Annotated in this window: 16 protein-coding genes and 1 pseudogene; 5 read left to right on the top strand and 12 right to left on the bottom strand. The window is 70.5% G+C overall.

Annotation, left to right across the window (positions count from 1 at the left end; genetic code table 11):
• Positions 1 to 90 precede the first annotated feature (90 nt).
• The 4 genes from ACOKR1_RS17250 to ACOKR1_RS17265 all read right to left on the bottom strand — a co-directional run bounded on the left by ACOKR1_RS17250 (position 91) and on the right by ACOKR1_RS17265 (position 4,515).
• Positions 91 to 1,680 carry an IS1182 family transposase gene (locus tag ACOKR1_RS17250; RefSeq protein WP_422933071.1) on the bottom strand — a complete coding sequence of 530 codons (1,590 nt, stop codon included), beginning with the start codon at positions 1,678 to 1,680 and terminating at the stop codon, positions 91 to 93.
• A 162-nt stretch (positions 1,681 to 1,842) separates the two neighbouring features.
• Positions 1,843 to 3,045: an acetyl-CoA acetyltransferase gene (locus ACOKR1_RS17255; protein WP_422934152.1), complete on the bottom strand. Its 1,203-nt coding sequence runs from the start codon at positions 3,043 to 3,045 to the stop codon at positions 1,843 to 1,845.
• Positions 3,042 to 3,752, bottom strand: a complete 711-nt coding sequence (locus ACOKR1_RS17260) for a CoA transferase subunit B (RefSeq protein WP_422934153.1) — start codon at positions 3,750 to 3,752, stop codon at positions 3,042 to 3,044. The genes ACOKR1_RS17255 and ACOKR1_RS17260 overlap by 4 nt, the downstream gene beginning before the upstream one ends.
• 40 nt (positions 3,753 to 3,792) lie before the next feature.
• Positions 3,793 to 4,515, bottom strand: a complete 723-nt coding sequence (locus ACOKR1_RS17265) for a CoA transferase subunit A (protein WP_422936677.1) — start codon at positions 4,513 to 4,515, stop codon at positions 3,793 to 3,795.
• 165 nt (positions 4,516 to 4,680) lie between these two features.
• On the opposite strand from ACOKR1_RS17265, the gene ACOKR1_RS17270 reads away from it, so the two are divergent.
• On the top strand, positions 4,681 to 5,466 hold the full coding sequence (locus tag ACOKR1_RS17270) for an IclR family transcriptional regulator (RefSeq protein ID WP_422934154.1): 786 nt from the start codon (positions 4,681 to 4,683) through the stop codon (positions 5,464 to 5,466).
• 18 nt (positions 5,467 to 5,484) lie between these two features.
• Positions 5,485 to 6,546, top strand: a complete 1,062-nt coding sequence (locus tag ACOKR1_RS17275) for a LacI family DNA-binding transcriptional regulator (RefSeq protein WP_422934155.1) — start codon at positions 5,485 to 5,487, stop codon at positions 6,544 to 6,546.
• Between the two features lie 4 nt (positions 6,547 to 6,550).
• Here the strand turns inward: ACOKR1_RS17275 and ACOKR1_RS17280 are convergent, their stop codons facing one another.
• Together ACOKR1_RS17280 and ACOKR1_RS17285 are read right to left on the bottom strand one after the other, a co-directional pair.
• Positions 6,551 to 7,045 carry an ArsR/SmtB family transcription factor gene (locus tag ACOKR1_RS17280; RefSeq protein WP_422934156.1) on the bottom strand — a complete coding sequence of 165 codons (495 nt, stop codon included), beginning with the start codon at positions 7,043 to 7,045 and terminating at the stop codon, positions 6,551 to 6,553.
• Positions 7,046 to 7,130: 85 nt separating this feature from the next.
• Positions 7,131 to 8,297: an acetoin utilization protein AcuC gene (locus tag ACOKR1_RS17285; protein ID WP_422936678.1), complete on the bottom strand. Its 1,167-nt coding sequence runs from the start codon at positions 8,295 to 8,297 to the stop codon at positions 7,131 to 7,133.
• A 199-nt stretch (positions 8,298 to 8,496) separates the two neighbouring features.
• On the opposite strand from ACOKR1_RS17285, the gene ACOKR1_RS17290 reads away from it, so the two are divergent.
• Both ACOKR1_RS17290 and ACOKR1_RS17295 read left to right on the top strand, forming a co-directional pair.
• A complete protein-coding gene (locus tag ACOKR1_RS17290) occupies positions 8,497 to 9,909 on the top strand; it encodes a TrkH family potassium uptake protein (protein WP_422934157.1) in 1,413 nt (470 codons plus the stop codon).
• A gap of 37 nt (positions 9,910 to 9,946) precedes the next feature.
• Positions 9,947 to 10,585: a potassium channel family protein gene (locus ACOKR1_RS17295; RefSeq protein WP_422936679.1), complete on the top strand. Its 639-nt coding sequence runs from the start codon at positions 9,947 to 9,949 to the stop codon at positions 10,583 to 10,585.
• 86 nt (positions 10,586 to 10,671) lie between these two features.
• Here ACOKR1_RS17295 and ACOKR1_RS17300 read toward each other — a convergent pair whose 3' ends face one another.
• Entirely contained in the window at positions 10,672 to 11,511 is an 840-nt protein-coding gene (locus ACOKR1_RS17300; RefSeq protein ID WP_422934158.1) for an alpha/beta fold hydrolase, read from the bottom strand.
• 323 nt (positions 11,512 to 11,834) lie between these two features.
• Positions 11,835 to 12,665, bottom strand: coding sequence for a pyrroline-5-carboxylate reductase (gene proC, locus ACOKR1_RS17305; RefSeq protein WP_422934159.1), 831 nt, complete (start codon positions 12,663 to 12,665; stop codon positions 11,835 to 11,837).
• 501 nt (positions 12,666 to 13,166) lie between these two features.
• Between proC and ACOKR1_RS17310 the strand changes: the two are divergent.
• Positions 13,167 to 13,334: pseudogene (locus ACOKR1_RS17310) on the top strand (hypothetical protein); the annotation flags it as partial.
• A gap of 33 nt (positions 13,335 to 13,367) precedes the next feature.
• On the opposite strand, the gene ACOKR1_RS17315 reads toward ACOKR1_RS17310, so the two are convergent.
• Genes ACOKR1_RS17315 through topA form a run of 4 tightly spaced genes read right to left on the bottom strand, consistent with a single transcriptional unit; the run spans position 13,368 to position 18,532 of the window.
• Positions 13,368 to 14,243, bottom strand: a complete 876-nt coding sequence (locus tag ACOKR1_RS17315) for a sugar phosphate isomerase/epimerase family protein (RefSeq protein ID WP_422934160.1) — start codon at positions 14,241 to 14,243, stop codon at positions 13,368 to 13,370.
• Positions 14,240 to 15,259, bottom strand: a complete 1,020-nt coding sequence (locus ACOKR1_RS17320; RefSeq protein ID WP_422934161.1) for a Ppx/GppA phosphatase family protein — start codon at positions 15,257 to 15,259, stop codon at positions 14,240 to 14,242. The genes ACOKR1_RS17315 and ACOKR1_RS17320 overlap by 4 nt, the downstream gene beginning before the upstream one ends.
• Before the next feature lie 7 nt (positions 15,260 to 15,266).
• The gene (locus tag ACOKR1_RS17325; RefSeq protein ID WP_422934162.1) at positions 15,267 to 15,752 is read right to left on the bottom strand and encodes an SseB family protein; all 486 of its coding nucleotides are present in this window, start codon (positions 15,750 to 15,752) and stop codon (positions 15,267 to 15,269) included.
• Positions 15,749 to 18,532: a type I DNA topoisomerase gene (topA, locus tag ACOKR1_RS17330; protein WP_422934163.1), complete on the bottom strand. Its 2,784-nt coding sequence runs from the start codon at positions 18,530 to 18,532 to the stop codon at positions 15,749 to 15,751. The genes ACOKR1_RS17325 and topA overlap by 4 nt, the downstream gene beginning before the upstream one ends.
• Between the last annotated feature and the right edge of the window lie 120 nt (positions 18,533 to 18,652).

The following is an 18,652-nucleotide window of genomic DNA, read 5'->3' on the forward strand; positions in this document are numbered from 1 at the left end:
GGTGCAGCATGGGTCCGTCCCGCCTGTGCAGGGCGTCGTGGTGCCCCTGGCGTTGGGTTCGAGGCTGTCTTCTGGGGGCCTGCGGCGCGATCAGGCCAGCTGCCAGGTTCCGTTGTCGAAGCTGAGGCCGAGTGCGAGCAGTCGCCTGAGGTTCAGGGCGGCGACCCGGTGGTGGAGCCAGCTGTTGTTCTTCTCCACGCCCCGGTAGGGGACGCGGCGGTTGCCCCGGGTCAGCCACGCGATCGATCTCTCGACCATCGGCCGCTTGGCCCGATAGGTGGTCTGGAAGCCTTCCGCGGTGGCCCGCCTGCGGTGTGCGCGCTGGAGCAGGTCGTGGGGATGCACCTCGATCTTGCGACCGTCTCTGGCCGTGGTGCACTGCGATCGCAGCGGGCAGTGGGCGCAGACGGCGCCGAACACGGCCTTGCGGGTCTTGGTGAGCCGGCGGGTGTGCCCGGCCGGGCAGGTCAGGGTCCCTGCCTCGCCGTCGTGGGCGAAGTCGTCGATGGTGAACCCGCCCTCGACCGCGGGCCGCAGCGGCCACGGCTTGATAATCGGGGTCCACTTCCGCTGGTCCAGGGCGTGCAGCATCTCCCCGGACCCGTAGGCCGAGTCGCCGAGCACCTCGACGGCCTCCTGCCCGGCGATCGTCGGGTCGGCGGCGACCAGGTCCTTGCCGACGGATGCGTCGGAGTTCTCCGGGCCGTTGGCCTTGGTCAGCTTCACCGCGGTGGTCAGCCCGGTCTCCGGCTCGACCACCACATGGGCCTTGAACCCGTCCTGCCGGCGCTCCCGGGTCTTGTGCGCGTGCCGGGTCTCCGGGTCGACGGTGGAGATCATCCGGTCCGGTGCGACGCTGCGGGCGATCCGCCACCGCCCGTCGCTGCCGTCGGAGTCCTCCGCGGGCTCGACGTCCTGCCCGGCCACCAGCGCCAGCAGCGCCACCGCCTCCGCAGGCCTCCCGCCCGCGGCCTGGGCGGCATCGACGTCCAGCGCCGCGAGCAGCGCGAGCGCGTCGTTGACCAGGGCTGTGACCAGGCCGTCGCGCGCGGCCGCATCGTCCCACACGATCCGCGGCTTCCCGGCCGAGGCGTAGTCCTGCCCGGTCAGCCCGGCCAGCCGGGTGCACTCGGCGGCGATCACCGCCTCCGCGCCGGAGACCTCCCGGCCGACCCGCCGGATCGAGGCGACCAGCTGGGTGACCGTGTCCTGCCGGGCAACCGCGTCGTCCAGCACCGTGGAGTCAAGCGCCCGCCGCGTCCCCCCGCCCACCGCGCCGGTCGCGGCCACCACGTCCCGGACCGCCTCGAAGATCCGCTGCGGCCGGGCGCTGGCCGCGAGCCGGCGCCGCCAGTAGGTCAGGGTGGTCGGATGGAACGCCCGGTCCGCGACCGCGAAGCCGCAGGCGGCCTTCCACCGCAGGTCGAAGGTCACCGCCTCGGCAGCCTCGCGATCCGAAAGCCCGTTCAACGCCTGCAGCACCAGGACCGTGGCGACCACCTCGGGCGGGACCGAGGGCCGGCCCCGGCCCGAGGGAAAGAGATCCTCGAACATCTCCGCCGGGAACAGCTTCAGCCGATGCCCGGCCAGGAAGGCGAAGACGCTGCCCGGAACCAGCAGATGCCCGGCCAGCGCCTCAACGTCAAGGAACTCACGCTGTCCATCGTCGCGACCCTGCATGAAGCCAGTCTTAACCCTCCCCGGCCCGAAGCAGGGAGGCGCGCCCCGCCCGCCCGACTTCTTCAGCAGTCTCCTAGCCCCACCGGTTGCGCCGTCACGTCCGCTGGGTCCACACCCCGCGGACGTGACGGCGCAACTCAAGCGACGCCCATAACCCGCGAGTCAGACGGCCTCGAGCACGCTCACGTAGTTGGCGATGCCGACGCCGCCCATGTTCTGGACCGCGGCGCGGCGAGGGTTCGCGAGCTGCATCGCGCCGGCGGTGCCGGTGAGCTGCATCGCCGCGAGGACGTGCTGGGAGACGCCGGTCGCGCCGACGGGGTGGCCCTTGGCCTTGAGCCCGCCGGACACGTTCACCGGGAGCCTCCCGTCCTTGTAGACCCAGCCCTCCTGAATCGCGCGCGAGCCCTGCCCGGCCGGAGTGAGGCCCATCGTCTCGTAGATGACGAGTTCGGCGATCGTGAAGCAGTCGTGGACCTCGGCGAAGTCCAGGTCGCCGAGCCCCACGCCGGCCATCGCGAACGCCCGCTCCCACGAGAGCCGCGTCCCGGCGAAGGCCGTGGGGTCGCGCCGCTCGGCGGGCAGGAAGTCGTTGGCGTGCCCGAAGCCCGCGAGACGCACCGGAGAAGTCGCCGCCCCCGTGCCCGGCGCGACGGACAGCACGACGGCCGCGGCGCCGTCGGACACCGGAGAGCAGTCGGTGCGCCGCAGCGGATCGGCGACCATCGGATTCTTCTCCGAGACCGTCCGGCAGAACTCCTCGCCGAGGTCCTTGCGCAGCTGGGCGTAGGGGTTGTCGACGCCGTTGCGGTGGTTCTTCGCCGCGATGGACCCCAGTGCATCGGGGAGAGAAAGACCAGCCACGGGCCCGTAGCGCTTCTCGTAGTGCTTCGCGACTTCGGCGAACAGGGCCGTGAACCCGGCCGACGACGACTGGCCGGCCATGTCGTAGTCCGCGCCCAGCAGGGCCGCGCCGACCTTCTCGGCCCCGGCCGGGGTCATCATCTCGGCCCCGATCACGAGCACGTTCCGGGCGGTGCCGGCCAGGAGCGCCTTGACGCCCTGCTGCACGGCCGCCGAGCCGGACGCGCACGCGTTCTCGACCCTCGTCGCGGGGACGCCGAGCAGGTCTGGGGAGAGCTGGAGCGCGAGCGAGGACGGGAACGCGAGCGGGACCATCCCGGCGTTGAACTGGCCCACATACACCTCGTCGACCTGCCCCGGCTCGAGACCCGCGTGCGCCAGGGCCTCGCCGGCGACCTGCACGATGAGCGATTCGAGCGTCTCGTCGCCGAGCTTGCCGAAGCGGCTGTGCCCCCACCCCGTGATGAGGACGTCCTTGCCGAACTGTTCCTTGAGGCTCATGCGAGCGCCCCTTCCTGCGTTTCTTCGAGGACGACTTGTGCTTCTTCGAGGCCGACGACGAACGGAGCCGCGGTCTTCTCCCTCACCTCGTCGAGGGCGACGCCGGGGGCAAGCCTCCGCAGCACGAGGCGAGGGGCGCCGTCGTCATCTGTTTTTTCCACCTCGGTGACGTCGAAGACCGCGAGGTCGGTCACGATGCGGTCCACGACGCGCTGTCCGGTGAGCGGCAGCGTGCACTTCCCGACGATCTTGGGCGAGCCGTCCTTCGCGACGTGCTCGGTGAGCACGACGATCCGCGGAGTGCCCGCGACGAGGTCCATGGCCCCGCCCATGCCCTTGACCATCTTCCCGGGGATCTGCCAGTTCGCGAGATCGCCCTCGGCGGAGACCTGCATCGCCCCGAGGACCGCGACCTTGACATGGCCGCCCCGGATCATATTGAAAGAAATAGAGGAGTCGAAGATGCTCCCGCCCGGCAGGACGGTCACGGTCTGCTTGCCCGCGTTGATGAGGTCGGCGTCCTCCTCCCCCTCGTACGGGAACGGGCCCATTCCAAGGAGACCGTTCTCGCTCTGCAGCGTGACCCGCACGCCCTCGGGCAGGTTGTTGGCGACGAGCGTGGGGATGCCGATCCCCAGGTTGACGTAGTCGCCGTCGTTGAGCTCTTCGGCCGCGATCGCGGCCATCTCATTTCGTGTCCACGGCATCGTGGGCTCCTCCTTGTGGTTTTTCCGTTGCTGAGACGGGCTACGCGCGTGCCGCAACGGCGGCGACCGCCGCGGGGCGGGGGCGCACGGTGCGCTGTTCGATGTCCTTGACCCGGGGGCGGGACTGCACGAGGTGCTGGACGAAGACGCCCGGGGTCACCACGTGATTGGGGTCGATCTCTCCGATGCCCACGATCACCTCCGCCTCGGCGATGGTCACCTTGCCCGCCGTGGCGACGACTGGATTGAAGTTGCGCGCCGTGTGCCGGTAGACGAGATTCCCCTCGGTGTCCGCCGTGTGCGCGTGCACGAGCGCCACATCCGCAACGATGCCGCGCTCCTGGACGTAAAGCTGCCCGTCGAACTCCTCGTGCGGCTTGCCCTCGGCCACGATCGTCCCGACCCCGGTGCGCGTGTAGAAGGCGGGGATCCCGGCACCACCGGCCCGAAGCCGCTCGGCGAGCGTGCCCTGCGGGACGAACTCGACCTCGAGCTCCCCCGCGAGGTACTGCTGCGCGAAGAGCCTGTTCTCCCCCACGTAGGAGGCGATCACCTTGCGGACCTGGCCCGACTCGATCAGGATCCCCAAGCCCTTCCCATCCACGCCCATGTTGTTCGACACGACAGTCAGATCCCTCGCGCCGGAATCCCGAACCGCCTCGATGAGGTCCGCGGGGATCCCGCTCAGCCCGAAGCCTCCCACCGCCAGGATTGCGCCGTCGCGCACGGCGGAGCCCACCGCTTCGCGGGCGCCTTCGCTCATCTTTGCCACGCCGACCTTCTTCCATTCACCACTTTGTGGACAGCCCTTCCTTCCAGCGAAGGTAGGGAAATACTGGCAAGCTGGGCAAGCGTCGGGGAACCTGATCGCATACTGTGGACACGAGACACCAGACTGTCCACAATATGAACGGTTGAGGAGAAGGCCATGATGAACGGCAAGGCAGCGGTCCCCGGGGCCCAAGTGGTCGGCAGGGTGGGCCGTCTACTGCGCCTCGTGGGCAGCAATCCCTCCGGCGCGTCGACCACGTGGCTCGCGCGCGAAGCGGGCCTCACGCGCCCGACGGCGCATCGCCTCCTCACGTCGCTGGCGGCGGAGGGGCTGCTCGACACGGACGCCCGGTCCGGCGACTGGGTGCTCGGGACCGAGCTGTACCTCCTCGGGTCCATCGCGGCCTCGCGATTCTCCTTCGAAGAGCTCGCGCGCCCGAGTCTTCGCCGGCTGGCCGAGGCCTCGGGCGAGAGCGCCTTCTACAGCATCCGGCAGGGAAGCGAGACCGTCTGCCTTCTCCGCGAGGAGGGAAGCTTTCCCATTCGCTCCTTCGTGCTCCGCGAGGGAGTCCGCTTCCCCCTCGGGGTCGCGTCCGCGGGCCTGGCCATGATGGCGTTCCTCCCGGCCCGGGAGCAGGAGTCCTACCTGAGCCGCTGGACCGAACACGCGGGCGAGTTCGCGGCAGGCCACACCGAGTCCACGGTCCGGCAGGAGCTCGAGCAGACCCGGCTGCGCGGCTACTCGGTCAACCCCGGGCTGGTCCTCGAAGGAAGCTACGGCATGGGCGCAGCAGTCTTCGACGGCAACCGGAACCCCGTGGGAGCCGTGTCCTTCACGGGAATCGAGCCGCGCTTCCGGGCGGACCGGAGGGGACTGCTCGGGAAGCTGCTCATGGAGGAAGCCCACCGCATCAGCAACAAGCTGACCAACTCGGGCACGTGAACGCGGTAGTCTCCGAGAATGAGCCGCGCCAACAGCCTGTCCGCGCCGTCCCACGCTGCGCTGCCGCACGCCACGGCGAGCATCCGCGACGTCGCGGAACTCGCGGGCGTCTCGGTCGGCACGGTCTCCAACGTGCTCAACCGTCCGGACATCGTCCGCGCGGCGACGGTCGAGCGAGTGCACGCGGCGATCAAGGAGCTCGGCTTCGTGCGGAACGACGCCGCGCGGCAGCTCCGCGCGGGGCGCTCGACGACGATCGGCCTCGTGGTGCTCGACGTCCGGAACCCGTTCTTCACGGACGTGGCCCGCGGCGCCGAGGACGAGGCAGGCCGCGACGGTCTGTCCGTGGTCATGGCCAACAGCGACGAGTCGCCGGACCGCGAGGCCGCGCACGTCGACTACTTCGAGACGCAGCGCGTCCTCGGGCTGCTCATCTCCCCGATCGGCGATCTCGGCGAGCGCCTCGAGCGGCTGCGCGCAGCGGGGACCCCGGCCGTTCTCGTGGACCGGGTCGCCGGGTCGCGCAATCTGAGCTCGGTCGCCGTCGACGACACCGAGGGCGGCCGCCTCGCGGCCGAGCACGTCCTGGGCCTCGGTCGGCGCCGGCTCGCGTTCGTGGGCGGCCCCGCCAACCTCGCCCAGATGCACGATCGCCTCGCGGGCGCGCGCGAGGCGGCGAACGCAGTCGCGGGCGCGAGCGTCGAGGCGCTCGAGACCGCCGCGCTCGGCTTCGACGACGGCCGGCGCGCCGCCCGGGCCCTCCTCGCGCGGACCCCCGCGGACCGCCCCGACGCGATCCTCGCCGGCAACGACCTCGTCGCAATCGGCGCTCTCCAGGTGCTCATGGGCGAGGGCGGGCTGCGCGTCCCCGAGGACATGGCGATCGTGGGCTACGACGACATCGATTTCGCGAGCGCCGCCGTCGTGCCTCTCTCCTCGGTGCGGCAGCCGCGCGAGCTCATCGGCCAGACGGCCGTCCGGATCCTCCGCGAGGAGGCCGAGAACCCGTCGCTCGCCCCGCGCAACCTGCTGTTCAAGCCCGAACTCGTGGTCCGCGCGTCGACCGCGGGGCGCGCCTGAAGGGCTAGGCCTGGCGGCCGGGCTCCTTGCGGCGCCACTTGGGAAGGTTCGCGATGATTTCGGCGGCGCCCTTCGCGGCCCGCTCGACGGTCCGCTCGACCGAGCGCTGGATCTGCTGCGGTCGGGTTCCCGAGTCCACCCCGGACGACGGCGCGCCCACCCCCGCCCCGGCAGGCACCTGCGCGGCGGGCAGCGAGGCGCCCCCCGCGGTGGCGGCGGCCTCGTCGAGTTGGGACCCCGCCGCGGTCCGCAGCGAAGTGAGCCAGCCGCCCACCTCGGCGAGGGGCTCGAGCCGCAGCGCGTAGTAGCGCTTCTGGCCCTGGGCGCGCGTGGTCACGAGCCCGGCGTCGCGCAGAACCTTGAGGTGCTTGGACACCGTGGGCTGGCTCGCATCGAGGGCCTCGACGAGCTCGCCCACCGCCTTGTCCCCAGCACGGAGCTCCCGCAGGATGTCTCTCCGGGTGTGGTCCGCGATGACGGCGAAGATGTCTGTCACCATACCTCCAGCCTACCGATCCGACGCCCCGTCTGGTCCTGCCGAGTGGACACCGACTCGGCGCGACGAGGGGGCCTTCGGGCGGTTCTCAGTCGAACCATGGATCGAGTCCGTGGAGCGGGAAGAGTTCCTTCCGCGTGGCCATGACCGCGCGGTCCACGGCGTCGTTCGGATTGAAGCCGATATCCCACGAGCGCCACCACAGATCCGCATCCTCCCCCATGCGCTCGGGCACGCTCTCGTCCGGCCCGAGCCGCTCCGGATACGTGGCCCGCGCGTACTCGCGCCACGACTCGGGGGTCTCGGCGCGAAGCGGTACGGGGTGGCCCGCCGCGATGCCCACGAGGTGCGACCACGCGCGCGGCACCACGCGCAGCACGTCGTAACCGCCGCCGCCCGTCGCGATCCACCGGTCGTCGCAGAAGCGGGTCGCGAGGCGTGAGACGGACAGCGCGGCCTCGCGCTGCGCGTCGACGCTCGTGCGGAGATTGGCCAGTGGATCGAGCGCATGCGAGTCGCAGCCGTGCTGGCTCACGATCGCCTCGGGCCGGAACGCCTCGACGAGCGGCGGAACAATCGCGTGGAACGCACGCAGCCACCCGGCGTCGCCCGTCCGCGCGGGGAGCGCCACGTTGGCCGCGGTGCCGATCGCGTCCGGGCCGCCCGTCTCGCCCGGGAAGCCCGTGCCGGGGAACAGCGTGAGGCCGCTCTCGTGCAGCGAGATCGTGAGGACGCGCGGCTCGTTCCAGAAGATCGACTGCGTGCCGTCGCCGTGGTGCGCGTCCGTGTCGATGTAGACGATTCGGCTCAGGCCGCCGTCGAGGAGGCGTTGGATGGCGAGCGCGGCGTCGTTGTAGATGCAGAAGCCGCTCGCGCGGTCGGCGGCCGCGTGGTGCATGCCGCCCGCGAAGTTGACGGCGTGCTGGGCACTGCCAGCGAGGATCGCGTCCGCCGCCTCAAGCGAGCCGCCTGCGATCCGGGCGCTCGCCTCGTGCATGCCGGCGAACGCGGGATCGTCCTCGGTGCCGAGGCCGAGCTCCGGAAGGGGCGACGACGGGTCCTCGCTCACGCTGCGGACCGCGGCAATGTAGTCGCGCGTGTGGACGGAGGCGAGTTCGTCGTCGTTCGCTACGTGAGGTTCGACGACCGCGACGCGCGGCAGGGCGAAGAGCCCCAGCGCGTCGCACAGGCGGGCCGTGAGATCGAGCCGGCTCGGGTGCATGGGGTGCTGGGGGCCGAAATCGTAGGCGAGCATCGCCTCGCCCCACGCGACGCGGGTCGCGTACTCGACGCGGCGAAGGCCGGATCCGGTTCCGCTGCCGCTCTGCGCCTCCGGGGAGGGCGGCGTCTGTGCGGCGTCGGACATAAGGTCAGGCTACCCGAACGGTGCATGGTTTACTGGTCCGGTACGGCCTCCGGCCGTTTGGGTAACCCGGCACGAGGAACGGTTGAGTGTGGCACAGACGCAGTCGTCGTGGCGACCCACGTCGCAGCGCGAGAGCCTCGGCCCCCTGACGGGGCTGCGCGACTTCGTCGACCGCGTCGCGGCGTCCTCGCCGGCCCGCTTGGCGCTCCTCTCGTTCATGGGCGTCATCCTCGTCTTCACGGTCGTCCTCTCGCTCCCGTTCTCCTCCGCGGACGGCCAGTTCACGCCGCTGCACCAGTCGCTCTTCACGGCGACCTCGGCCGTGTGCGTCACGGGGCTCACGGTCGTCTCGACCGCCGCGCACTGGTCTGCCTTCGGGCATGTGGTGATCCTCCTCGCCATCCAGGTGGGCGGCTTGGGCATCCTGACCCTCGCGTCCGTGCTCTCGCTCGCCGTGAGCCGGCGCCTCGGCGTCCGGGGCAAGCTCATCGCGCGGGAGGCCATGAACAACGCGGGCCGTCTCGGGGAGGTCGGCGGGCTCCTGCGCGTCGTCGTGGCGACGTCCGCCGTCGTCGAAGGCCTCCTCACGCTCTTCCTCACCCCCGCGTTCATGGCCCAGGGCGAGGGCTTCGGCGCGGCCCTGTGGCACGGGGTGTTCTACGCGATCTCCTCGTTCAACAACGCGGGCTTCACCCCGCACAGCGACGGCGTGGTCCCGTACCAGTACGATCTGTGGATCCTCGTGCCGCTCATGGTCGGCGGATTCGTGGGGAGCCTCGGCTTCCCCGTGCTCATGGTCTTCCTGCGGTACAAGGCGCGCGTGCGCCTCTGGACGCTGCACGCGAAGCTCACGATCGTGGTCTCGCTCATCCTTGTGGCGCTCGGCGCGTTCCTGTGGGGCGCCATGGAGTGGAACAACGCGCGGACCATCGGCGGCATGGCGCCGAGCGAGAAGATGGTCCAGGCCGTGTTCGCGTCCGTCATGACCCGCTCGCTCGGGTTCAATCTCGTGGACATGAACCACCTCACGCCCTCGACGCTCCTGCTCTCCGACGCGCTCATGTTCGCCGGTGGCGGCTCGGCGTCGACGGCGGGCGGCATCAAGGTGACGACCGTTGCCGTCATGTTCCTCGCGATCGTCGCGGAGGCGCGCGGCGACCGTGACGTGCGCGCGTACGGCCGCACGATTCCCGAGGGGGTCATGCGCGTCGCGATCAGCGTCATCGTCATGGCGGCCACGCTCATCATGATCGCGTGCTCGCTTCTCCTCGCGATCTCGGGCGAGAGCCTGGACCGCGTGCTGTTCGATTCGATCTCCGCGTTCGCCACGGTCGGGCTCAGTACCGGCCTCACGTCCGAGCTGCCTCCCGCGGGCGTCTACGTCCTCACGGCGCTCATGTTCTTCGGCCGCGTCGGTACGATCACGATGGCCACCGCCCTGGCCCTGCGCCAGCGCAGCACCCTGTACCACTATCCGGAAGAAAGGCCGATCATTGGCTGACAAGAACCCCGCTGGCCGGCCGAACCCGAACGCGCCGGTGCTCGTGATCGGCCTCGGCCGGTTCGGTTCCGCGACCGCGCAGCAGCTCGTCAAGCAGGGCCGAGAGGTGCTCGCGATCGAGCGCGACCAAGAGCTCGTGGAGACCTGGGCTCCCGTGCTCACGCACGCCGTGCAGGCGGACGCGACCAACATCGAGGTGCTCCGCCAGCTCGGCGCTCAAGAATTCCAGTCCGCGGTGGTCGGCGTCGGCACATCGATCGAGTCCTCAGTGCTCATCACGGCAAACCTCGTGGACCTCGGCATCGAGCACGTGTGGGCCAAAGCTCTCACACAGTCGCACGGCAAGATCCTCACCCGCATCGGCGCCAACCACGTCATCTACCCCGAGGCCGACGCGGGCGTGCGCACCGCCCACCTCGTGAGCGGCCGCATGCTCGACTTCATCGAGTTCGACGACGACTTCGCGATCGTCAAGATGTACCCCCCGAAGGAGACGCAGGGCTTCACGCTCGCCGAGTCCCAGGTGCGGGCGAAGTACGGCGTGACGATCGTGGGCGTCAAGAGTCCGGGCGAGGACTTCACGTACGCGCAGCCGCACACCAAGGTGAGCGGCCGCGACATGCTCATCGTCTCGGGGCACGTGGACCTCCTCGAGCGCTTCGCCGCCCGCCCGTAGCACCGACGACGGCGGCGGGGTCCCCACCCCTTGCGCCGTCACCTCCGCAGGGTCCCTCCGCATGCGCCGTCACCTCCGCAGGGTGCTCACCCCGCAAACGTGACGGCGCAACGGAGGTGTCTCGCAGGATCGGCCGGCGGGGCCACCCCGACCGCCGCAGAATCCCACAGGGCCCGCAGGGACGCAGCCACGCGCTCGGGCTCGACGCGATGGGGCGGGTCGAAGTGGTGGCGCCCGGCGAAGACCTCGAGGCGGAAGTCCGGGAAGACGGTTGAGAGCCGCTCGGCGATCTCGCCGTAGTCGTCGGGATTCGACAGCGCCCCGAGGGCGAAGTACACGGGCCGCCAGAACCGGGCCAGGGAATCCCGGTCGAGATCGTAGGTCTCGAACGTGCGGACGAACGCCCGGATCCCCGCGGGCCGCAGCGCCAGCCAGGGCGGCTGCTCTCCGCCACCCGTCGGCAGGCCCGCGGTCACGCCGGGCCGGACGCCGAGCCGGACGAACTGGGCCATGAACTCGTCCGGCGGCAGCCCGTCGAGCTCCCGGTACCGCTGCCAGAGCGCGCGATGCGCCTCGCTCCAGCCCCAGTTCCCGGCCCACGCCGGCTCGAGCAGCGCGAGGCTCTCGAGCCGCTCGGGATGCTTCGCTGGGAACGCGAGCGCCGAGGCGCCCCCGCCCGAGTAGCCCACGAGGTGGAACGTCTTCCAGCCGCGCGCGTCGGTCTCGCGGAGCACGCCGTCGATCTCGGTATCGAGGCTGTAGTCGTCCGGCGGCGGAGTCGGCGCCGCATAGACTTCGAGATCCTTCGCGAGCACCTCGACTCCGGTACCGAGCGCTGCGATGAGCGCCCCGTAGGCGGGGCCTGCGGGAAGGACGCTCCCCGGCAGGAGAACTGCCCGGTCGTTCGCGTGCTGCTTGATGTCCATGGGTCCTGCATCGCCCCTCGCCTGGCCGCGGCGCATCGCGCAAACGCGCTATTTCCCTGGGCCCCGCCCCCTCCGGGTTCCCCGGCTTCCCCTCCGGGTTCCCCGGCTTCCCCTCCGGGTTCCCCGGCTTTGGTGCCGAACTACCCAGGTTCAACGCCGACGACGGCGCGACACGCCGGCGGATTCGGGCGGCACACCGCGGGTTGAAGGTTGGAGTTGGGGAAGGCGGCGGAGGAAGTGGGGAAACCGGCGGCAGCAAGTGGGGAAGGCGGCGGAGAAGTCGGGGGGACCCGCCCCGGCAGACCGCGGCCTTCGACGGCAGGTCAGCCGAGCTCGCGCGTGATGTCCTTCGAACGCTCGGCAGCGGCCCGCGCGCCGTCGGCGATGATGCCGGGGAGGCCACGCTCGTCGAACGTTGCGATGGCGCGCTCGGTGGTGCCGTTCGGGCTCGTGACCGCGCGACGCAGGGCCACAGGGTCGGCCCCCGGCTCGGCGAGCATGAAGCCCGCGCCGACCACAGTCTCGCGGGCGAGCATGAGCGAAAGCTCGGGGTCGAGGCCAAGGCGGGTGCCGGCGTCGGCCATCGCCTCGGCGAGGTAGAAGGCGTAGGCGGGGCCCGAGCCGCTCACCGCGCTCACGGCGTCGACCTGCTCCTCGGGGACCTCAACCACGAGGCCGAGGCTGTCGAAGAGGCCCTTGACCCGCTCGATCTGCTCGCGGGTAGCGTTCGTGCCGCCCGACACCGAGACCACGCCCCGGCCCAGCCGAGCCGGCGTGTTCGGCATCGTGCGGATCACGGGCTGGCCCGTCGGCAGCGAGCGCTCGAGCTGCTCGAGCGAGACCGCCGCGGCCACGCTCACCACAACGGCCGACGGCGGCAGGCTGGCTGCGACTTCCGCGGCCAGGGCGGCGACGCCCACCGGCTTGACGCCGATGATCACGAGGGAGGATCCGCGCACCGCCTGCTGATTGGCGTCGTCCTCCTCGCTCGTGGCCATGACGGTCACCCCGTACCGCTTGGCCAGCTCCTCGGCACGCTCGCGGCGGCGCACCGTCGCGGTGATGTCGGTCTTGGGCACGCCGGCGGCGAGGAGCCCGGCCATGATGGCCTCGTTCATGGACCCGCAGCCGAGGAAGGCGATCTTGTTGCTCATGCCTCCATCCTGCCAGCCGGGCGGCCGGACGTGCATTCCCAGCTTCCTCCCATGTTCGGCCGGGGTTCCTCCCAAGTAGCCTCCCTAAGGTTATGAATACCTCACAGGGTGCGAGTGATGGAGCGACCGCTTCCCCCAAGCGGCCGCACGGCGCTGGCAGTCGCGGATCATGGTCCCCCACCTTCCCCGCGCTGCCAGCGCCTTACTCTTTAAGGCCGCTCGCGGACTCTCTCAACGCCGCTCGCGAGGCGATGAACCTGTGAGAAAACGGGGCCATTTCTCATGGATTTGCAGGCTTTTTCCAGCTTCGTTCCAGTTTTCGCTCAGGAATCCGGGACTATAGTCATAACACTCATTAGGTGCGAGTGATGGGCCCGTCCGGTTCGCCGGAAGGGGTCCGGGCGCCGGGCGGTTCAGGAGATTATCCCCCAATGTCTCCTGCATCCCGCCCGGCGTTTCCCGTTTAACAACCCCGCACTGGGGCGGCTTCCCCGCACTGGGGTGGCGGGCCCGCACTGGGGCGGCGGGCCCGCCACCCCAAAGCGGGGAAGAGCGCCCAACGCGGGAAAGGGCGCCCGGTGCTACTGCGCGCCTCGAGTCCGAGCGGCGCGGCTACAGCGTGCGCGGCTACAGCGTGCGCGGCTACCGCGTGCGCGGCTACCGCGTGCGCTGCTACCGCGTGCGCTGCTACAGCGTGCGCGGCTACAGCGTGCGCTGCTCCGCGGCGCTGCGCTCCGCGCTCAGTTCGGGCCGGGCGAACTGCCCGAGGTGGAGGCGCGCGAAGTCGAGCGCGGTCGCGAGCATTTCCTCGCGCTCACCCGCCGCCTTCGCCTTGCGCGTGCTGATCTCGGCGACAACGACGCCGTCGAACGTCGTGTCGGCGAGGTACTGGAGGCACTCGGCGACCCGCTGCGTGCCTTGCCCGGGCAGGAGGTGCTCGTCCCGGAACGACGCCCCCGAGCCGTCCGTGAGGTGGATGTGGCGGAGTGAGTCGCCGAGCGCCTTGAACGCTTCGAGGCTGTCCTCGCGGGCCGTCGCCGCGTGGGAGAAGTCCCACGTGACGTCCTGATAGCCCTGGCCTACCGGGTCCCAGTGCGGGAGGTAGGCGCGGGTCTCGCGGCCGCGGACTCGCCACGGGTACATGTTCTCGACCGCGATGTGCACCTCGTACTCCTCGGAGAGGTCGCGGATGCCGATCGCGAAGCCGTCCGCGTAGCCCGCCTGCCAGCGGAACGGCGGGTGCACCACCACGGTGTCGCACCCCACCTCGCGCGCCATCTCGCACGAGCGCCGGATCTTCGTCCACGCGCCGCCCCACACTTGCTGCGTGAGCAGGAGCGTCGGGGCGTGGATGGACACGATGGGCTGGTCGTAGCGCTCGGAGAGGTGGATGAGGGCGTCCGGCTCCTGGCTCGTCGAGTTGTTCGTGACCATCACCTCGACGCCGTCGTAGCCGAGGTCCGCCGCGCATGCGAACGCGTCGTGGACACTGAGCGGGTACACGGACGCGCTTGAGAGCCCCACGGGCACGTCTGGCAGGGCGGTGGCCTGGCGCCACTCCGGGAACGGCCCGATCACTGCCGGCTCCCCACGGGGTGCTGGGTCACGCTCCGCCTCCGCTCGCTCTCGATGGGCCGGATATGTTCGGGCGGGGCCAGCGGCCCGTCGAAGATGAGCTGGTCGAGCCGACGCAGAATGAGCCCCTCGCGCAACGCCCACGGGCAGATCTCGAGTTCCTCGGTCTCGAAGAGCTCCATCGCCGCCTCAGCGACGAGCGCGCCCGCGAGCAACTGCGGGGCGCGGGCCTCGGACACGCCCGGCAGGTGCACCCTGTCCCCCGCCGACATCGCCGACATGCGCTGGGCCCACAGCCCCAGATCGGTGCGCTCAAGCACACGCCGCACGTAGGGCCCAGCCCCGCTCGGCGCGGAGCCGGCGATGCGGGCGAGCGAGCGGAACGTCTTCGACGTCCCCGTCACGAGAGTGGGCTTGCCGAGGTCGCGGAACCCGCGCACCACCGGCTTGAGCGTGGACCGTATGTAGCGCCGCAGCTCCTTCACGCTCTTGGCCGTGGGCGGGTCTTCGCGCAGCCAGTCGCGCGTGAGCCGCTGGGCGCCGAGGGGAAAGGACTCCGCCAGGTCCGGGAGCGAATCGTTTCCCATGGCCATCTCAAAGGATCCTCCGCCGATGTCGAGCGAGAGGACCGTCCCCGCGCCCCAGCCGTACCAGCGGCGGACCGCGAAGAACGTCATGGCCGCCTCTTCGCGGCCCGTGAGCTCCTGGAGCGTGACGTTGGCCTCGCGCTGGATGCGCTCGATCACGGCCTCGCCGTTCGTGGCCTCGCGGATGGCGGACGTGCAGAACGCGAGGAGGTCCTCGGCGTTGTGGCGGCCCGCGAAGGCCCAGGCCTCGAGGACGAAGTCGAGGAGTTCGCGCTGCCCTACCTCGCTGATGCTCCCGTCCGGCTCGAGGTGCTTGACGAGCGAGAGCGGGCGCTTGTGCGACGCGAACGCGACGGGCTGTGCGCCGGGATGGGCGTCCACCAAGAGAAGGTGCACGGTGTTCGAACCAATGTCGAGGACGCCTAGACGCATGAGCCCATTATTCCCCGGTCTCCCCGTCAGCGAGTTCGTCCGGCGTGGCCGGCCTGAAATCCTTCAGGACCGCCGCGACGTGCTCTTGGCTGAGCTCGAAGCCGAACGCGGCGCCCGGGTTGAGCACGAGCCCGAGCTCGTCCCCGAGGTTCTGGAGGAGCACCGCGCCTTGCGTCGTGACGACCGTCGGCGCGTGCTCGAGGAAGTCGGGCCGGATCCGCGCGCGGTCCGTGAAGGCCGCGACGAGCGGCTTCCCGTCGGCATTCGTGAGCACGAGCGGCTCGACGTACTCCGTCTGGCCCGGGACGGGCTCCGGGACCACGAGACACACGAGGCTGTTGAGGAACGCGAGAACCGAGTCCTGGCCGTCGTCCTCCGTCCCCGATTCCGTCGCCGCCTGGAGGGCTTCCTCGAGCGGATTGAGCGGCGCCGGGTCCAGATGCGGTGCGGACGACGGCGCGTGCTCGCCTTGCGGGTTGAGGTCCTCGGTCACTTGGCGCTCGCTTTCGCTCGGGTGCCGCCGCCGCCCGACCTGCGCGCGGGCCCCTTCGCGGGGCCCTTTGCGCGCTTCTCGGCGAGCAGCTCGATCGCACGCTCGCGCGTGAGCTCCTCGATCGGGGTGGCGCGCGGCACGGTGATGTTCGTGACGCCGTCCGTGATGTAGGGGCCGAAGCGGCCCTCCTTCACGACGATCGGCTTTCCGGACTCGGGGTCCTCGCCGAACTCGGCGAGGGGTGCCGGGGCCGCGCGGCCACCCCGGGTCTTGGGCTGGGCGTAGATCGTGAGCGCGTCCTCGAGGGTGATCGTGAAGATCTCCTCCTCGCTGCCGATCGAGCGCGAGTCCGTGCCCTTCTTGAGGTACGGGCCGAAGCGACCGTTCTGGACCGTGATGACATTGCCCTCCTCGTCCTTCCCGAGGGCGCGCGGCAGGCTCATGAGCTTGAGCGCGTCGTCGAGCGAGACCGTGTCGATGCTCATCGACTTGAAGAGCGACGCCGTGCGCGGCTTGACCTTCGCAGGCTTCTTGGGCGGCTTCGGCTTGCCGTTCTTGTAGTACTCGACCGGCTGGGCCGCGAGCTGCTCGGGCGTCAGCTCGGCGATGACCTCCGTGACGTAAGCGCCGTAGCGGCCGTTCTTCGCGACCACGGTGTGGCCAGTGAGCGGATCGGTTCCGAGCACGCGTTCCTCGGGGCCCGAGTTCTCCATGAGCTCGAGCGCCTTCTCGGCGGTGAGCTCGTCCGGCGCGAGGTCCTCCGGGACGTTGGCCCGTTCGGGAGCGGTGCCCTCGGGCGCGTCGGCGGGAAGCGGCTTCTCGAGATACGGGCCGTACTTGCCGACGCGGAGCACGATGCCGGGCGCGATCTCGACCGAGTTGACCTCGCGCGCGTCGATCTCGCCGAGGCCGTTCACGATCGTGGTGAGCCCGGGCTTGCCCTCTTCGCCGAAATAGAACGCGCTGAGCCAGTCGGAGCCCGCCTGCTCGCCCGCCGCGATGCGGTCGAGGTCCTCTTCCATCTCCGCCGTGAAGTCGTAGTCCACGTAGTCGTGGAAGTACTCCTCGAGGAGGCGGACCACGGAGAACGCGATCCAGCTCGGCACGAGGGCATTGCCCCGCGAGCGGACGTAGCCGCGGTCCATGATCGTGGAGATCGTCGCAGCGTACGTCGACGGGCGCCCGATGCCGCGCTCCTCGAGCGTCTTGACCAGCGAGGCCTCCGTGTACCGGGGCGGCGGCGATGTCTGGTGGCCGTTCGCGGCGAGCTCGAGGGCGTCGAGCGCCTGGCCCTTCGCGAGCACGGGGAGCCGGCCGCCGTCGCCCCGCTCCGCGGAACCGGCCTCGGTGTCCTCGCGGACCTCGTCACGGCCCTCCTCGTACGCGGCGAGGAAGCCGCGGAACGTGATGACGGTTCCCGACGCGGTGAACTCGGCGTCGCGTCCCGCGGCCTCTCCGGACGCCGCGATCGCGCCGAGGCGAACCGTGGCCGTCGAGCCCTTCGCGTCCTCCATCTGGGACGCGACCGTGCGCTTCCAGATGAGCTCGTAGAGGCGGAATTCGTCACCGCGCAGCTCTTTGGCCACTTGGGCCGGCGTGCGGAAGGAATCGCCTGCGGGGCGGATCGCCTCGTGGGCCTCCTGCGCGTTCTTGGCCTTCGACGCATAGACCCGCGGACGCGACGGGACGAAGTCCGGCCCATACAGCTCCGAGGCCTGGCGGCGCGCCGCGCTCACGGCCTGATCGCTCAGGGCCGTGGAGTCGGTACGCATATACGTGATGTAGCCGTTTTCGTACAGGCGCTGGGCCACCTGCATGGTCACGCGGGCCGAGAAGCGCAGCTTCCGCGCCGCTTCCTGCTGGAGCGTCGACGTGGTGAACGGGGCGGCCGGGCGCCGCGTGTACGGCTTCTCCTCGACCGAACGGACCGCAAACGGTGCGCTCTCGAGGCCCTCCGCGAGAGCGCGGGCCGCGGCCTCGTCGAGGAGGACGGCGTTCTTCGCCGTGAGCCGGCCGCGGTCGTCGAAGTCGCGGCCCGAGGCGACCTTCTTGCCGTCCACGGACGCGAGGCGGGCCTGGAAGCGCTGGGCCGCTCCGCCGTCGTTCGCGCTGCCCCCTCCCGGCACCTGCGGTGCAACCGTTGCGAGGAGGTCCCAGTAGTCCGCGGTCCGGAACGCCATGCGCTCGCGCTCGCGCTCGACGACGAGGCGCGTCGCGACCGACTGGACGCGACCGGCGGAGAGTCCGCTCGCGATCTTGCGCCAGAGCACCGGGGAGATCTCGTAGCCGTAGAGACGATCGAGCACGCGGCGCGTCTCTTGGGCGTCGACGAGCGACTCGTCGACGTCGCGCAGCTCCGCCATGGCGCGCTGGATGGCTTCCTTCGTGATCTCCGGGAACGTGAGGCGGTGCACCGGGACCTTGGGCTTGAGGACCTCGAGGAGATGCCACGCGATGGCCTCGCCCTCGCGGTCCCCATCGGTGGCGAGATAGAGCTCGTCGGCATCCTTGAGCTTGGCCTTGAGCTCCGCGACCTTCTTCCGCTTGTCCGGCGAGACCACGTAATACGGCTCGAAACCATGCTCAATGTCGACCGCGAACTTGCCCACCGAGCTCTTCTTGAGCTCGGCTGGGAGGTCCGACGGCTGCGGAAGGTCCCGGATGTGGCCCATCGACGCGTCGACCTCGAAGCCCGCGCCCAAGTACTGGGCGATGGTCTTGCTCTTGGCCGGCGACTCCACAATCACGAGCTTCTTGCCGGTTTTAGCCCTCGTGGCCACGCTACTCCTCAGTGAACAATGGGTGCAGACGGCCGGCACGCCAGGCCGACCGACGACGACGCCGCGACGCCGCACCACTCTGGTGCCGACGCGCAAGTCCCTAGTTCACCATACGATGGC

This window comes from Sinomonas sp. P47F7 (assembly GCF_049332655.1).
In the GTDB taxonomy this organism is placed as follows: Bacteria; Actinomycetota; Actinomycetes; order Actinomycetales; family Micrococcaceae; genus Sinomonas.

Coding starts and splice junctions, on each gene's coding strand:
- ACOKR1_RS17320 (WP_422934161.1), bottom strand. CDS start 15,259: ATGCGTCTAGGCGTCCTCGACATTGGTTCGAACACCGTGCACCTTCTC.
- ACOKR1_RS17260 (WP_422934153.1), bottom strand. CDS start 3,752: ATGCCGTGGACACGAAATGAGATGGCCGCGATCGCGGCCGAAGAGCTC.
- proC (WP_422934159.1), bottom strand. CDS start 12,665: ATGAGCAACAAGATCGCCTTCCTCGGCTGCGGGTCCATGAACGAGGCC.
- ACOKR1_RS17255 (WP_422934152.1), bottom strand. CDS start 3,045: ATGAGCCTCAAGGAACAGTTCGGCAAGGACGTCCTCATCACGGGGTGG.
- ACOKR1_RS17300 (WP_422934158.1), bottom strand. CDS start 11,511: ATGGACATCAAGCAGCACGCGAACGACCGGGCAGTTCTCCTGCCGGGG.
- ACOKR1_RS17265 (WP_422936677.1), bottom strand. CDS start 4,515: ATGAGCGAAGGCGCCCGCGAAGCGGTGGGCTCCGCCGTGCGCGACGGC.
- ACOKR1_RS17270 (WP_422934154.1), top strand. CDS start 4,681: ATGATGAACGGCAAGGCAGCGGTCCCCGGGGCCCAAGTGGTCGGCAGG.
- ACOKR1_RS17285 (WP_422936678.1), bottom strand. CDS start 8,297: ATGCTCGCCTACGATTTCGGCCCCCAGCACCCCATGCACCCGAGCCGG.
- ACOKR1_RS17250 (WP_422933071.1), bottom strand. CDS start 1,680: ATGCAGGGTCGCGACGATGGACAGCGTGAGTTCCTTGACGTTGAGGCG.
- ACOKR1_RS17275 (WP_422934155.1), top strand. CDS start 5,485: ATGAGCCGCGCCAACAGCCTGTCCGCGCCGTCCCACGCTGCGCTGCCG.
- ACOKR1_RS17280 (WP_422934156.1), bottom strand. CDS start 7,045: ATGGTGACAGACATCTTCGCCGTCATCGCGGACCACACCCGGAGAGAC.